The 13,777-nt window shown below is 54.0% G+C and carries 17 protein-coding genes and 1 other annotated feature; of the genes, 11 read left to right on the plus strand and 6 right to left on the minus strand.

The window, feature by feature from the left end:
* Positions 1–54: 54 nt before the first annotated feature.
* Positions 55–726: a hexitol phosphatase HxpB gene (hxpB, locus tag USF70_RS04565; RefSeq protein WP_033145270.1), complete on the minus strand. Its 672-nt coding sequence runs from the start codon at positions 724–726 to the stop codon at positions 55–57.
* 148 nt (positions 727–874) lie between these two features.
* Between hxpB and USF70_RS04570 the strand changes: the two genes are divergently transcribed.
* Positions 875–1,411: a YniB family protein gene (locus tag USF70_RS04570; RefSeq protein WP_023311291.1), complete on the plus strand. Its 537-nt coding sequence runs from the start codon at positions 875–877 to the stop codon at positions 1,409–1,411.
* 36 nt (positions 1,412–1,447) lie between these two features.
* On the opposite strand, the gene USF70_RS04575 is transcribed toward USF70_RS04570, so the two are convergent.
* From USF70_RS04575 to pfkB, 3 genes are all read right to left on the minus strand, one after another.
* A complete protein-coding gene (locus USF70_RS04575; RefSeq protein WP_029740438.1) occupies positions 1,448–2,308 on the minus strand; it encodes a fructosamine kinase family protein in 861 nt (286 codons plus the stop codon).
* A 105-nt stretch (positions 2,309–2,413) separates the two neighbouring features.
* Entirely contained in the window at positions 2,414–2,704 is a 291-nt protein-coding gene (ghoS, locus tag USF70_RS04580; RefSeq protein ID WP_033145271.1) for a type V toxin-antitoxin system endoribonuclease antitoxin GhoS, read from the minus strand.
* 106 nt (positions 2,705–2,810) lie between these two features.
* On the minus strand, positions 2,811–3,743 hold the full coding sequence (gene pfkB / locus USF70_RS04585; protein ID WP_320735595.1) for a 6-phosphofructokinase II: 933 nt from the start codon (positions 3,741–3,743) through the stop codon (positions 2,811–2,813).
* Positions 3,744–4,038: 295 nt separating this feature from the next.
* Between pfkB and USF70_RS04590 the strand changes: the two genes are divergently transcribed.
* Positions 4,039–4,797 (plus strand): YdiY family protein, encoded by a 759-nt coding sequence (locus USF70_RS04590; RefSeq protein ID WP_033145273.1) that lies wholly within the window; start codon positions 4,039–4,041, stop codon positions 4,795–4,797.
* 80 nt (positions 4,798–4,877) lie between these two features.
* On the opposite strand, the gene yniD is transcribed toward USF70_RS04590, so the two are convergent.
* Together yniD and yncL are read right to left on the minus strand one after the other, a co-directional pair.
* Complete coding sequence (gene yniD / locus USF70_RS04595; protein WP_008500658.1) at positions 4,878–4,985, minus strand: small membrane protein YniD; 108 nt, start codon at positions 4,983–4,985, stop codon at positions 4,878–4,880.
* Between the two features lie 98 nt (positions 4,986–5,083).
* Positions 5,084–5,356: a stress response membrane protein YncL gene (gene yncL, locus USF70_RS04600; RefSeq protein ID WP_080277768.1), complete on the minus strand. Its 273-nt coding sequence runs from the start codon at positions 5,354–5,356 to the stop codon at positions 5,084–5,086.
* A 142-nt stretch (positions 5,357–5,498) separates the two neighbouring features.
* On the opposite strand from yncL, the gene thrS reads away from it, so the two are divergent.
* The 9 genes from thrS (at position 5,499) to btuC (ending at position 13,754) form a co-directional block, all read left to right on the plus strand.
* Positions 5,499–7,427 carry a threonine--tRNA ligase gene (gene thrS, locus USF70_RS04605; protein ID WP_008500657.1) on the plus strand — a complete coding sequence of 643 codons (1,929 nt, stop codon included), beginning with the start codon at positions 5,499–5,501 and terminating at the stop codon, positions 7,425–7,427.
* A 3-nt stretch (positions 7,428–7,430) separates the two neighbouring features.
* Positions 7,431–7,973 (plus strand): translation initiation factor IF-3, encoded by a 543-nt coding sequence (infC, locus tag USF70_RS04610; protein WP_014069901.1) that lies wholly within the window; start codon positions 7,431–7,433, stop codon positions 7,971–7,973.
* A gap of 97 nt (positions 7,974–8,070) precedes the next feature.
* Positions 8,071–8,268, plus strand: coding sequence for a 50S ribosomal protein L35 (gene rpmI / locus USF70_RS04615; RefSeq protein ID WP_003030583.1), 198 nt, complete (start codon positions 8,071–8,073; stop codon positions 8,266–8,268).
* A 50-nt stretch (positions 8,269–8,318) separates the two neighbouring features.
* Positions 8,319–8,675: a 50S ribosomal protein L20 gene (rplT, locus tag USF70_RS04620; RefSeq protein WP_000124850.1), complete on the plus strand. Its 357-nt coding sequence runs from the start codon at positions 8,319–8,321 to the stop codon at positions 8,673–8,675.
* 117 nt (positions 8,676–8,792) lie between these two features.
* Positions 8,793–8,917: a sequence feature (Phe leader region), on the plus strand.
* Complete coding sequence (gene pheM, locus USF70_RS04625; RefSeq protein ID WP_001386830.1) at positions 8,798–8,842, plus strand: pheST operon leader peptide PheM; 45 nt, start codon at positions 8,798–8,800, stop codon at positions 8,840–8,842. (Overlaps the previous feature by 45 nt.)
* 62 nt (positions 8,918–8,979) lie before the next feature.
* A complete protein-coding gene (pheS, locus tag USF70_RS04630; protein ID WP_033145275.1) occupies positions 8,980–9,963 on the plus strand; it encodes a phenylalanine--tRNA ligase subunit alpha in 984 nt (327 codons plus the stop codon).
* A 15-nt stretch (positions 9,964–9,978) separates the two neighbouring features.
* The gene (gene pheT, locus USF70_RS04635; protein ID WP_320735319.1) at positions 9,979–12,366 is read left to right on the plus strand and encodes a phenylalanine--tRNA ligase subunit beta; all 2,388 of its coding nucleotides are present in this window, start codon (positions 9,979–9,981) and stop codon (positions 12,364–12,366) included.
* Between the two features lie 4 nt (positions 12,367–12,370).
* Positions 12,371–12,670, plus strand: a complete 300-nt coding sequence (ihfA, locus tag USF70_RS04640) for an integration host factor subunit alpha (protein ID WP_003857805.1) — start codon at positions 12,371–12,373, stop codon at positions 12,668–12,670.
* 103 nt (positions 12,671–12,773) lie between these two features.
* Complete coding sequence (gene btuC, locus USF70_RS04645) at positions 12,774–13,754, plus strand: vitamin B12 ABC transporter permease BtuC (RefSeq protein ID WP_320735320.1); 981 nt, start codon at positions 12,774–12,776, stop codon at positions 13,752–13,754.
* Positions 13,755–13,777: the final 23 nt, after the last annotated feature.

Genomic DNA, 13,777 nt, shown 5'->3' on the forward strand with positions numbered 1-13,777 from the left:
CAGTAGGCGGAAGAGGTGACGGTGTAACTGTTTGTCACAAACCGGAGAAGGGCGTTAACCGCCCTGCAGATGATGCGCCGTGAGTTCTGCCAGCGAGTTAAGCTTCACGTCGGCGAGGGCAAACCGGGGGTCGTGACGGCCTTCTTCAGCGGGCACCACAATGGAGCGCATCCGTGCAGCCTTCGACGCCACCATACCGTTAACGGAATCTTCCAGCGCAACGCAGTTGAGGGGATCCAGGCCCAGCTTTGCGGCGCAGTCCAGATAAACCTGCGGGTGCGGCTTGCTGTAAGGCAATTTTTCAGCGGACGCCAGCGCGTCGAAACTGTCGCGCAGTTCAAACATCGTGAGCACTTTTTCCAGCATATGCAGCGGTGAGGCCGAGGCCAGGCCAACCTTCAGCCCCTGGGCTTTACACAGCGCGACGGCCTCACGTACGCCGGGTAGCAGCGGCCTGTTCTCTTCCACCAGAGAAATGGCGCGGCTGATAATGCGTGCGGTCACCTCATCGCGATTGGGACCTACCCAAGGCTGTTGGGCAAACCACAGGTCAACCACCATATCGATGCGCAGGCCCAGCGTATCGGGAAGTTCATTACGGCGGCTGATATCCACGCCCAGGCTGGCCATCACATCCAGTTCGGCGCGATCCCACAGCGGTTCGGAATCGATCAGTAATCCATCCATGTCAAAAATTGCGGCAAGAATTTGGCGCGGTGTCGACATCACAACGTCTCCTTATCCAGGGTGTTCGACAGACGATACGTGCTAAGCACACTCTGCAATTTAGCATATTGCTTTTAAAGAGCGGGCGAAATTGATGACCAGCAGGTAGACTTAGACACAAATAACGCGTCTTTATGAAGAGGAACTGATGACGTATCAACAAGCTGGACGCATTGCGGTCTTAAAACGCATTGCTGGCTGGGTGATTTTTATTCCTGCCGTCATTTCTACGCTGATTTCTGTACTCAAATTTATGTACGACCACAGCGAAAAACAGCCGGGTATCAATGCGGTAATGCTTGATTTCGCTCATGTCATGATTGAGATGATGCGTTTTAATACGCCATTTTTGAATGTCTTCTGGTTTAACTCACCCACCCCGGATTTTCATCAACAGCTGAATATCGGCTTTTGGGTGATATACGCCCTGATCTTTGTCGCGCTGGCATTACAGGCCTCTGGCGCGAGAATGAGTCGCCAGACGCGCTTTTTACGCGAAGGTGTTGAGGATCAGTTGATTCTGGAGCAGGCCAAAGGCCCGGAAGGAATGAGTCGGGAGCAGATTGAATCCCGCATTGTTGTGCCGCGTCACACCATTTTCCTGCAAATTTTCCCGCTCTATATCCTTCCCGTGATTATCATTGTGGCGGGATACTTCTTCTTTTCACTGCTCGGTTTTCTGTAAGCGATAAGGGTGGCGGCAAGGCCACCCGTTATCTTCTCAGGCGGCAAGCATACGCTCGAGTGCCCGCTGCGCGTTAACGAGGTGTTCTCCGCCAAAAAGAATGGCCCGGTTCATCAGCGTATAAAGCTGATACACCGGCTGGCGGTCGAGGAACCCGGGCGGGAGGGGGGAAACAGACTGGTATCCGTCGTATATTTGCGGCGGCTGCTCAGGATGAAGTGGCAGCATGGCTAGATCGCACTCTCTGTCACCCCAGTAGCAGGCCGGGTCAAAGATGTACGGGCCGTTGGGACCCAGCGCGCAGTTATTGGACCACAAATCGCCGTGAAGCAGCGACGCCTGAGGCTGGTGGGATGCCAGACGCTGTTGAACGTGCTCGACGATGGCGTCGATATTGCCAAATTCCAGCCCTTTCTCGGCGGCCAGCTCAAGCTGCCAGCCAATGCGCTGCTCGGCAAAAAATGTCGACCAACGACGCTGCCAGGCATTGGGCTGTGGCGTGGTGGAGAGATCGTTGTCAAAGTCGAGACCAAACTGCGGCTGGTCGCTCCATTGATGCAGGCGCGCTAACTGTTGGCCAAGGATGAACGCATTATGGGCATCCAGCGGGCGGGCGGGGAGATATTCCATTACCAGGAAGCTGTAGTCGCGGTCGCTCCCCACGGCCAGAACCTGCGGGACCGTGACCGTTTTACTGCGGGACAACAGCTCCAGCTGGTCGGCTTCGGCGGTAAATATTGGAAGCAGCTCTCGCTCATCGCATTTAACGAAGAGATCGCGCCCTGCGTAGCGTAAATGCCACGCGGCGTGGATCTCACCGCCTGGCAGTTCGTTACGCAGTTCAATTTCACCTTCACCCAGCTGCTCACGTAAAAGATGACTGATAGCCTGCCACATGTTGTCTCTCCCATGTTGTCTGCCAGATCATAAAGTTAGCGCATAACTGCGGTAAAAAAATACGAACTAACGCACACCTGAGCGGTTTAAATTCATACAGCGCACTTATTGTTCTTTTTTCCGCCAGCTTTCCCAGGTATCCACGTCAATTTCGGCAGGCTTGTCGGTCACGCTCTCCACCAGACTGGCGGCCAGCGCATGAACCTCTTCCTGACTCAGGGCGCCGATCAGACCAAATGTCAGGGTGCCTAAATCATGAATGTTGCCCTCGTCATCCGTCAGCGTGAGGAGAAAATTAGCGCGGGTGAAAGCATTGTTGAGCTCATTCAGCTCGGTCAGCGATGCTTCATGAAGGTTGATGGTCACGACGTAGCGTGTGATGTCACCACTGCTCATAATTCACCTCATTGTTATCATGGAAGTTTTCTTAGCATAGTCGATAGTTTGCGTTTGGCGACTCAGAGACGACATTCCCCTCCGTAAAGACGAAGGGGAAAAGGCGTTAATTTCGGGACAGGTAATCGACGATTTTTTGCGTATCGGCGAGCGAACAGAGACGCGTGCCCTGGTTGATGGTGGCGGCGCTACCCGCCGCCACGCCGTAGCGTGTCATCTCGAGCAGAGACGCACCCTGCGCCAGTTTTAGCGTCATCGCGCCCACCATGCTATCGCCCGCGCCAACCGTGCTCTTGCTCTTCATCGGCGGTGGGACAACCTGAACGGACGACGATTCATCGACTGCCAGCGCCCCCTGAGGGCCAAGGGAGACGACTACGCGCCGCGCTTTTCCGCTGCGCACCAGCTCCTGCGCGGCGGTGCGCACATCATCAGGCTGCGTCAGCTCGCGGTTGACCAGCGCGCTTAACTCTTTCTGGTTGGGTTTGACCAGCTCCAGATTGCCCGGCACCAGGGCCGCCTGCAGGGCCTCGCCGCTGCTGTCGACAATGCAGCGGATACCGCGCTGCTGCGCGGCCTGAATCAGCGCCGTTAATTTTTCCGTGCTTACGCCGGGCGGCAGGCTGCCGCTTACCACCAGCAGCGCGCCGCTCTCTATCGTCAGCACTTTTTCTTCAAGCTGACGAAACTCGTCATCGCTGAGTTTCGCACCCGGCATGACAAAACGGTACTGCTCGCCGCTGGATTCTACGTGGACATGCAGGTTTTGCCGCGTCCAGTCTTTCGCCTCGACGGTGTCTACGGCCACCTGTTCATCGGCCAGCAGAGAGACCAGGTGTTCACCGGTGGCACCGCCTGCGGGGAAAATGGCCGTGGCTTTGCCGCCGAGGTGTGTAATGGCGCGCGCCACGTTGATCCCGCCGCCGCCGGGCTCAAAGACCGGGGCGCTGCAGCGCAATTTACCTTCCGGGTAAATCTGCGGCGTCAGGGTGGCGGAATCCAGGGAAGGGGAGAGCGTCAGAGTATAAATAGAAACCATCATTACCTCCTTTTAGCATGGGTTCTTATTAGCCTGGCACCATTTGTCAGGAAGGCAATGTAAATAACAGTATGATTTTAAATATGAATACTGACGAAAAGTGAGGCGGGGGATATATAAAATAAAACGCTTTTTGAGATCGTTCTTATTCAAAAAATGAAATAAGAAAACATTGCTATGTTATTTGCGGCTTTTTATAATTTGTTACCTTTCTCTGGACGCCTTGTCATTGATCCTCAAGAAAGATTCCGGGACCGTGTGGTCTCTTTTTTTGTTGTACGGACTCCTTAATAAAATGAAGCTTTTAAAGACAGTGCCCGCTGCACTGATGCTGGCGGGTGGCGTGTTTGCGGCTATGAACGCGACCGCTGATGATACCGTTTTTACTGTCATGGACGATCCTTCCACCGCGAAAAAACCGTTTGAAGGTAACCTGAACGCCGGATACCTGGCACAATCCGGTAACACGAAAAGCTCTTCTCTGACGGCGGACAGTACGCTCACCTGGTACGGTAATACCACCGCCTGGTCTCTATGGGGTAATGCCAGCAACACTTCTGCTAACGACGAACGTTCTTCCGAGAAGTATGCGGTAGGCGGACGTAGCCGTTACAACATGACCGACTATGACTACCTGTTTGGTCAGGCAAGCTGGTTAACCGACCGTTACAACGGTTATCGCCAGCGCGATGTATTCACCGCCGGTTATGGTCGCCAGTTCCTGAACGGTCCGGTACACAGCTTCCGTTTTGAATTCGGTCCGGGTGTGCGTTACGACGAGTACACCAATGGCGATACCAAAACCCAACCGCTCGGTTACGCTTCCGGTACCTATGCCTGGCAGATGACTGACAACACCAAATTTACCCAGGGTGTTTCTGTATTTGGTGCCGACGATACGACGCTGAACTCTGAGACGGCGCTGAACGTGGCTATCAACGAACACTTTGGCCTGAAAGTCGCCTACAACGTGACCTGGAACTCTTCACCACCAGAATCTGCACCGGATCATACCGACCGCAGAACCACGGTTTCACTGGGTTATAGAATGTAATAAAAGCGGGCCGATGATGATGTCGGCCCGTTTATTGTCTGCGGTCTTTTGACGTCCCTTCTGATGACTTGTCTTCGCCCCTAGCCCCAAATCATTGCCGCCCAACGGAGTAGCAGCATTGCGCCGCAGATGGCAATCAGCACCAGCACCATTTTCCAGTGTTTTACGGCAAATCGTTTAGTTGGCATAACCTAATCCTTGTTGGTTGATATCCCCAGTCTACCAAACAGGGCCGAAATATGCCCCTTCTCAGGATCGATTGGGTTATGCCAGCGCAGGATTCGGCTCAGAACCAGTGGAATCGTTCGGCGAGAATCAACAATAAACCTGTGGCGGAAAGGATGTTCAATATCACAACCGTTCTACTGGATACGTTCATGGTATGCACCTTTGGGTTTAAAGACCTGTTCAAGAGTAGCCCAGCATCTTTGAAATGCGAGCGCAGGGGAGAAGCAACCTGCAAATTCGTACGAAAGCGCCAGCCCATCAATCTGGCCGCAGAGGGTGCAATCTCCTTGCCGTTAGTGTTAACATTACGTCGCTTGCCGTAAATCCGCATTAATCTGAATTCGGCTGGTGAATGATGACGAACCAATTTGACGATTGTTGGTCAGATGGTGTCGTAATCTATTGTCAAATCACGATTATTTTCTTTGTATATGCTCTTATGTGTGGGGCATCACTGCAAATAAGGATATAAAATGCCTGTAATTACTCTTCCTGATGGCAGCCAACGCCATTTCGACCGTGCTGTTAGCCCAATGGATGTTGCCCTGGACATTGGTCCTGGTCTCGCGAAAGCGACTATCGCTGGCCGCGTTAACGGTGAGCTGGTGGATGCTTCCGATCTGATCGAAAACGATGCGACGCTTGCAATCATCACTGCGAAAGACGAAGAAGGTCTGGAGATCATTCGTCACTCCTGCGCGCACCTGTTAGGCCATGCCATCAAACAGCTGTGGCCAAACACCAAAATGGCGATCGGTCCGGTTATCGACAATGGTTTCTACTACGACGTTGACCTTGACCACACCCTGACTCAGGAAGATATCGACGCGCTCGAAAAACGCATGCACGAGCTCGCCGAAACGAACTATGACGTCATCAAGAAGAAAGTCAGCTGGCACGAAGCGCGTGAAACCTTCGTGAAGCGCGGCGAGAGCTACAAGGTCTCTATTCTTGACGAAAACATTTCGCATGATGACAAGCCTGGCTTGTACCATCACGAAGAATACGTCGACATGTGCCGTGGACCGCACGTGCCGAACATGCGCTTCTGTCATCACTTTAAGCTGATGAAGATCGCGGGCGCCTACTGGCGTGGCGACAGCAACAACAAAATGTTGCAGCGTATTTATGGTACCGCGTGGGCTGATAAAAAAGCCCTGAACGCATACCTGCTGCGCCTGGAAGAGGCGGCGAAGCGTGACCACCGTAAAATCGGTAAGCAGCTTGACCTGTACCACATGCAGGAAGAAGCGCCGGGTATGGTGTTCTGGCATAACGACGGCTGGACTATCTTCCGTGAACTGGAAACTTTCGTACGCTCCAAGCTGAAAGAGTACCAGTATCAGGAAGTGAAAGGCCCGTTCATGATGGACCGTGTGCTGTGGGAAAAAACCGGCCACTGGGACAACTACAAAGATGCGATGTTCACCACCTCGTCTGAGAACCGTGAATACTGCATCAAGCCAATGAACTGCCCGGGCCACGTTCAGATCTTCAACCAGGGTCTGAAGTCCTACCGCGACCTGCCGCTGCGTATGGCGGAGTTCGGTAGCTGCCACCGTAACGAGCCATCAGGTGCGCTGCACGGTCTGATGCGTGTTCGTGGCTTTACTCAGGATGATGCGCATATCTTCTGTACTGAAGATCAGGTCCGTGACGAAGTTAACGCCTGTATTCGTATGGTCTACGATATGTACAGCACCTTTGGCTTCGAGAAGATCGTGGTCAAACTCTCAACGCGTCCGGAAAAACGTATCGGCAGCGATGAGACATGGGATCGCGCAGAAGCGGATCTCGCCGTGGCGCTGGAAGAGAACGGCATTCCGTTCGAATACCAGCTGGGCGAGGGCGCATTCTACGGTCCGAAAATTGAATTTACCCTGTATGACTGCCTCGATCGCGCATGGCAGTGCGGTACTGTACAGCTGGACTTCTCCCTGCCGCAGCGTTTAAGCGCCTCTTATGTTGGCGAAGACAACGAGCGTCAGGTACCGGTAATGATTCACCGTGCAATTCTCGGTTCTCTGGAGCGCTTCATCGGCATCCTGACCGAAGAGTTCGCTGGCTTCTTCCCAACCTGGCTTGCGCCAGTGCAGGTCGTGGTGATGAACATTACCGATTCTCAGGCGGATTACGTTAAAGAATTGACGCAGAAACTACAAAATGCGGGCATTCGCGTAAAAGCAGACTTGAGAAATGAGAAGATTGGCTTTAAAATCCGCGAGCACACTTTACGTCGTGTCCCGTATATGTTGGTCTGTGGTGATAAAGAGGTGGAAGCAGGCAAAGTTGCCGTTCGCACCCGCCGTGGTAAAGACCTGGGCAGCCTGGACGTAAGTGAAGTGATTGAGAAGCTGCAACAAGAGATTCGCAGCCGCAGTCTTCAACAACTGGAGGAATAAGGTATTAAAGGCGGAAAACGAGTTCAAACGGCACGTCCGAATCGTATCAATGGCGAGATTCGCGCCCAGGAAGTTCGCTTAACAGATCTTGAAGGTGAACCACTGGGAATTGTGAGTCTGAGAGAAGCGATCGAAAAAGCTGAAGAAGCTGGAGTAGATTTAGTTGAAATCAGCCCTAACGCCGAACCGCCAGTTTGTCGTATCATGGACTACGGCAAGTTCCTTTATGAAAAGAGTAAGTCTTCTAAGGAACAGAAGAAGAAGCAAAAAGTTATCCAGGTTAAGGAAATCAAATTCCGTCCTGGTACCGACGATGGCGATTATCAGGTAAAACTCCGCAGCCTGATTCGCTTTCTGGAAGATGGCGATAAGGCCAAGATCACACTGCGTTTCCGCGGTCGTGAGATGGCCCACCAACAGATTGGTATGGAAGTGCTTAACCGCGTCCGTGACGATCTGAGTGAACTGGCAGTAGTCGAATCCTTCCCTACGAAGATCGAAGGCCGCCAGATGATCATGGTGCTCGCTCCTAAGAAGAAACAGTAAGGCCTTCAAGCAGCAAAATCTGTGGAGCCTTCGGGTTTCATAGGTTTTGTTCGCCTATGTTTCGTTTATTTAACAATGCGAAGTGGAAGTTATTAAGATGCCAAAAATTAAGACCGTACGCGGTGCTGCTAAGCGCTTCAAAAAAACCGGTGGTGGTGGATTTAAGCGTAAGCACGCAAACCTGCGTCATATTCTGACCAAAAAATCTACTAAGCGTAAACGTCACCTGCGTCCAAAAGGCCTCGTTTCTAAAGGCGATCTGGGTCTGGTTATCGCGTGCCTGCCGTACGCATAAGCCGTTAACGTTTAATTTTTTACTAAGAATATAGATACAGGAGAGCACATATGGCTCGCGTAAAACGTGGTGTAATTGCACGTGCACGTCACAAGAAAATTTTGAAACAAGCTAAAGGCTACTACGGTGCGCGTTCACGCGTATACCGCGTTGCCTTCCAGGCTGTTATCAAAGCAGGTCAGTACGCTTACCGTGACCGTCGTCAGCGTAAGCGTCAGTTCCGTCAACTGTGGATTGCGCGTATCAACGCAGCAGCACGTCAGAACGGTATTTCTTACAGCAAATTCATCAACGGCCTGAAAAAAGCCTCTGTTGAAATCGACCGTAAGATCCTGGCTGACATCGCAGTATTCGACAAAGTAGCGTTCACCGCTCTGGTCGAAAAAGCGAAAGCAGCACTGGCATAAGCCAGTTGAAAGAGGGGGCTTTGCTCCCTCTTTTCATTTAACACCATCAGAAGATTGACATTTATCCGTCCAGGCTTTTCAATAAGGTCTCAACGGTTTTTACCAGACAAGGTAACGCAAGCATGAATGCTGCTATTTTCCGCTTCTTCTTTTACTTTAGCACCTGATTTCAGGAGGCTAGCGCGTGAAAGATGAAACGAAAAACAGCGCCAGATAAGCCTCCCGATGGAGGCTTTTTTTGTGCCTGAATTTGAGAGAATAACTCCACCAAATCGGTGTCTGCACCGACATAATGAGGAAAATCATGTCACATCTCGCAGAGCTGGTTGCCAGTGCAACAGCCGCCATTAATCAGGCCTCAGATGTTGCCGCGTTAGACAATGTCCGCGTCGAATATCTTGGGAAGAAAGGGCACCTGACCCTTCAGATGACAACCCTGCGTGAGCTGCCGGCAGAAGAACGCCCGGCAGCAGGTGCGGTGATTAACGAAGCCAAAGAGCAGGTACAGCAGGCGCTGAACGCGCGTAAAGCCGAGCTGGAAAGCGCGGTGCTAAATGCGCGTCTGGCCGCAGAGACGATCGACGTTTCTCTGCCGGGTCGCCGTATCGAAAACGGTGGTCTGCATCCGGTTACCCGCACCATCGATCGCATTGAAAGTTTCTTCGGTGAGCTCGGCTTTACCGTGGCGACTGGCCCGGAAATCGAAGATGATTACCACAACTTCGACGCCCTGAACATTCCTGGCCATCATCCGGCACGCGCTGACCACGACACTTTCTGGTTCGACGCTACGCGTCTGCTGCGTACTCAGACCTCCGGCGTTCAGATCCGTACCATGAAGGATCAGGAGCCGCCAATCCGCATTATCGCGCCGGGCCGCGTCTATCGTAACGACTACGATCAGACCCACACGCCAATGTTCCACCAGATGGAAGGTCTGATTGTTGATAAAAACATCAGCTTCACCAACCTGAAGGGCACGCTGCACGATTTCCTGAACAACTTCTTTGAGGAAGATCTGCAGGTTCGTTTCCGCCCGTCCTACTTCCCGTTCACCGAACCGTCTGCGGAAGTTGACGTGATGGGTAAAAACGGCAAATGGCTGGAAGTGCTGGGCTGCGGCATGGTGCATCCAAACGTGCTGCGCAACGTGGGTATCGATCCGGAAGTTTACTCCGGCTTTGCTTTCGGCATGGGCATGGAGCGTCTGACCATGCTGCGTTACGGCGTGACCGACTTACGTGCATTCTTCGAAAACGATCTGCGTTTCCTCAAACAGTTTAAATAAGGGCAGGACAGAACAATGAAATTCAGTGAACTGTGGTTACGCGAGTGGGTGAACACCACGCTGGACAGCGACGCGCTTTCTAACCAGATCACCATGGCGGGTCTGGAAGTGGACGGCGTTGAGCCGGTTTCCGGTGCCTTCAGCGGCGTGGTCGTTGGCGAAGTGGTCGAGTGCGGCCAGCACCCTAACGCTGACAAACTGCGCGTAACAAAAGTAAACGTGGGCGGTGACCGTCTGCTGGATATCGTCTGCGGTGCGCCAAACTGCCGTCAGGGCCTGAAGGTGGCCGTGGCGACCGTCGGTGCGGTGCTGCCGGGTGATTTCAAAATTAAAGCGGCTAAGCTGCGCGGCGAGCCGTCTGAAGGCATGCTGTGCTCCTTCTCCGAGCTGGGTATTTCCGACGATCACAACGGCATTATTGAGCTGCCGCTGGATGCGCCAATCGGCACCGATATCCGTGAATACCTGAAGCTTGATGACAACACCATTGAAATCAGCGTCACGCCAAACCGTGCCGACTGCTTAGGTATCATCGGCGTGGCGCGCGACGTGGCCGTGCTGAACCAGACCGAACTGAACGCGCCGGAAATCGCGCCGGTTGAAGCGACCATCAGTGACGTGCTGCCTATTCAGGTTGACGCTGCGGATGCTTGCCCGCGCTACCTCGGTCGCGTGGTGAAAGGCATCAACGTGAAAGCGCCAACTCCGCTGTGGATGAAAGAGAAGCTGCGCCGCTGCGGTATTCGCTCTATCGACGCCGTGGTTGACGTGACCAACTACGTTCTGCTGGAGCTGGGCCAGCCAATGCACGCGTTCGATAAAGATCGTATCGACGGCGGCATCGTTGTGCGCATGGCGAAAGAGGGCGAAACCCTGGTTCTGCTCGACGGCAGCGAAGCGAAACTGAACGCCGACACCCTGGTGATTGCTGACCACAGCAAAGCGCTGGCAATGGGCGGCATCTTCGGTGGCGAGCACTCAGGCGTCAACGACGAGACGCAAAACGTCCTGCTGGAATGCGCGTTCTTCAGCCCGCTCTCCATCACCGGTCGCGCACGCCGTCACGGCCTGCATACCGATGCCTCTCACCGCTACGAGCGCGGCGTTGACCCGGCGCTGCAGTACAAAGCGATGGAACGTGCGACCCGCCTGCTGATCGACATCTGCGGCGGTGAAGCGGGCCCGGTTATCGACGTCACCCACGAAGCGACCCTGCCGAAGCGTGCGACCATCACCCTGCGCCGCAGCAAGCTGGATCGCCTGATTGGCCATCACGTTGCCGATGCGCAGGTAACTGACATCCTGAAACGTCTGGGCTGTGAAGTAACCGAAGGCCAGGACGAGTGGAAAGCCGTTGCGCCATCATGGCGTTTCGACATGGAAATTGAAGAAGATCTGGTGGAAGAAGTGGCCCGCGTTTACGGCTACAACAACATTCCTGACGAGCCTGTGCAGGCAGGTCTGGTGATGGGCACCCACCGTGAAGCCGACCTGTCCCTGAAGCGTGTGAAAACCATGCTGAACGACAAAGGCTACCAGGAAGTGATCACCTACAGCTTCGTTGATCCAAAGCTGCAGCAGCTGATCCACCCGGGTCAGGAGGCGCTGATCCTGCCAAGCCCAATTTCCAGCGAAATGTCCGCGATGCGTCTGTCTCTGTGGACGGGCCTGCTGGGCACTGTCGTTTATAACCAGAATCGCCAGCAAAACCGCGTGCGAATTTTCGAAAGCGGTTTGCGCTTTGTACCGGATAATCAGGCAAATTTAGGCATCCGTCAGGATCTCATGCTGGCTGGCGCCATCAGCGGCAACCGCTATGAAGAGCACTGGGACCTGGCAAAAGGCACGGTTGATTTCTACGATATGAAGGGCGATCTGGAAGCGATTCTGGATCTGACCGGTAAATTATCTGAAATTGAATTCCGCGCAGAAGCTATCCCGGCTCTGCATCCGGGCCAGAGCGCAGCGATCTATTTAGACGGCAAACGCGTTGGTTTTATTGGGGTTGTTCACCCTGAGCTGGAGCGTAAGCTGGACCTGAACGGCCGTACCATCGTGTTCGAGCTGGAATGGAACCCGGTGGCTGACCGCGTTATTCCTCAGGCTCAGGACGTCTCCCGCTTCCCGGCAAACCGCCGTGATATCGCGGTTGTGGTCGCGGAAAATGTGCCTGCAGCAGATATTTTGGCCGAATGTAAGAAAGTTGGCGTAAATCAGGTAGTTGGCGTAAACTTATTTGACGTGTACCGCGGCAAGGGCGTAGCAGAAGGTTTCAAGAGCCTCGCTATTAGCCTTATCCTTCAGGATACCAGCCGTACACTCGAAGAAGAGGAGATTGCCGCTACCGTCGCCAAATGTGTAGAGGCATTAAAAGAGCGATTCCAGGCATCATTGAGGGATTGAACCTATGGCGCTTACAAAAGCTGAAATGTCAGAATATCTGTTTGATAAGCTTGGGCTTAGCAAACGGGATGCCAAAGAGCTGGTAGAGCTGTTTTTCGAAGAGATCCGTCGTGCTCTGGAAAATGGTGAGCAGGTAAAACTCTCCGGTTTTGGCAATTTTGATTTGCGAGACAAAAACCAACGTCCGGGCCGCAACCCGAAGACGGGGGAAGATATTCCCATTACAGCCCGCCGCGTGGTGACCTTCAGACCCGGCCAGAAGTTGAAAAGCCGTGTCGAAAACGCAACGCCCAAAGCAGAGTAATATGAACTAACTAAAAAGGCCGCCCACGCGGCCTTTTTTCTTTGCGCTCTCCGGCAAACCCGCCGTAAAATCAATTACATCTCACGCTACTAAAACCGTACACATGCTTGATTATGCCTATCACCAGCACCGTTCCGATCGGCGTCACCTGCTTTTGCTGGTGCTGATGCTCATTGTCGCCGCGGGCGTGAGCCTCTGCGCGGGCGACAGATGGATCGGGCCTGAAAGCTGGTGGGGGCCTGACGGGCAGCTCTTCGTCTGGCAAATTCGCCTGCCGCGCACCGTCGCGGTGGTTCTGGTCGGCGCCGCGCTGGCGCTGTGCGGTACCATAATGCAGGCGTTGTTTGATAACCCTCTGGCGGAGCCCGGGCTGCTCGGCGTGTCAAACGGCGCAGGCGTAGGCCTGATTGCGGCGGTGATGCTGGGTGGGGGAGAACTCTCCGGATGGAGTATTAGCCTGAGCGCTATCCTCGGCGCGCTGCTAATCACCGCGATCCTTCTTCGTTTCGCCAGACGGCACTTATCGACCAGCCGCCTGCTGCTTGCCGGCGTGGCGCTGGGGATCATCTGTAGCGCGCTGATGACCTGGGCGGTCTACTTCTCAACATCCTTTGACTTGCGTCAGCTGATGTACTGGATGATGGGCGGCTTTGGAGGCGTTGACTGGCACCAGGGCTGGCTGATGGCGCTGCTGGTGCCGGTCATCGTCTGGGCGGCCCTGCAGGCGCAGCCGCTGAATATGCTCGCGCTGGGTGAAACCTCTGCCCGCCAGCTCGGCATGCCGATTGGGTTCTGGCGTAATGTGCTGGTGATCGTCATTGGCTGGCTGGTCGGCGTCAGCGTGGCTCTGGCGGGCGCGATCGGTTTTATCGGGCTGGTTATTCCGCATATGCTGCGTCTGTGTGGCCTCACGGACCATCGGACCCTGCTTCCGGCCTCGGCGGTTGCCGGTGCCGTCACGCTGCTGGTGGCTGATATCATCGCCCGGCTTGCCCTGACGGCCGCAGAGCTGCCGATTGGCGTGGTGACCGCCACGCTGGGCGCGCCGGTATTTATCTGGCTACTATTAAAAGCTGGACGTTAATTCAACAAGCCGTAAGACAACCT

Source organism: Enterobacter sp. 237C8 (assembly GCF_034106865.1).
GTDB lineage: Bacteria > Pseudomonadota > Gammaproteobacteria > Enterobacterales > Enterobacteriaceae > Enterobacter > Enterobacter asburiae_B.

Bases quoted from the DNA above. Each gene is read 5' to 3' on its own strand.
- yniD (WP_008500658.1), bottom strand. From the start codon at position 4,985: ATGCCAACTAAACGATTTGCCGTAAAACACTGGAAAATGGTGCTGGTG.
- ihfA (WP_003857805.1), top strand. From the start codon at position 12,371: ATGGCGCTTACAAAAGCTGAAATGTCAGAATATCTGTTTGATAAGCTT.
- hxpB (WP_033145270.1), bottom strand. From the start codon at position 726: ATGTCGACACCGCGCCAAATTCTTGCCGCAATTTTTGACATGGATGGA.
- pheS (WP_033145275.1), top strand. From the start codon at position 8,980: ATGTCACATCTCGCAGAGCTGGTTGCCAGTGCAACAGCCGCCATTAAT.
- rpmI (WP_003030583.1), top strand. From the start codon at position 8,071: ATGCCAAAAATTAAGACCGTACGCGGTGCTGCTAAGCGCTTCAAAAAA.
- thrS (WP_008500657.1), top strand. From the start codon at position 5,499: ATGCCTGTAATTACTCTTCCTGATGGCAGCCAACGCCATTTCGACCGT.
- pfkB (WP_320735595.1), bottom strand. From the start codon at position 3,743: ATGGTTTCTATTTATACTCTGACGCTCTCCCCTTCCCTGGATTCCGCC.
- ghoS (WP_033145271.1), bottom strand. From the start codon at position 2,704: ATGAGCAGTGGTGACATCACACGCTACGTCGTGACCATCAACCTTCAT.
- rplT (WP_000124850.1), top strand. From the start codon at position 8,319: ATGGCTCGCGTAAAACGTGGTGTAATTGCACGTGCACGTCACAAGAAA.
- USF70_RS04575 (WP_029740438.1), bottom strand. From the start codon at position 2,308: ATGTGGCAGGCTATCAGTCATCTTTTACGTGAGCAGCTGGGTGAAGGT.
- yncL (WP_080277768.1), bottom strand. From the start codon at position 5,356: ATGCGGATTTACGGCAAGCGACGTAATGTTAACACTAACGGCAAGGAG.
- USF70_RS04590 (WP_033145273.1), top strand. From the start codon at position 4,039: ATGAAGCTTTTAAAGACAGTGCCCGCTGCACTGATGCTGGCGGGTGGC.
- USF70_RS04570 (WP_023311291.1), top strand. From the start codon at position 875: ATGACGTATCAACAAGCTGGACGCATTGCGGTCTTAAAACGCATTGCT.
- btuC (WP_320735320.1), top strand. From the start codon at position 12,774: ATGCTTGATTATGCCTATCACCAGCACCGTTCCGATCGGCGTCACCTG.
- pheT (WP_320735319.1), top strand. From the start codon at position 9,979: ATGAAATTCAGTGAACTGTGGTTACGCGAGTGGGTGAACACCACGCTG.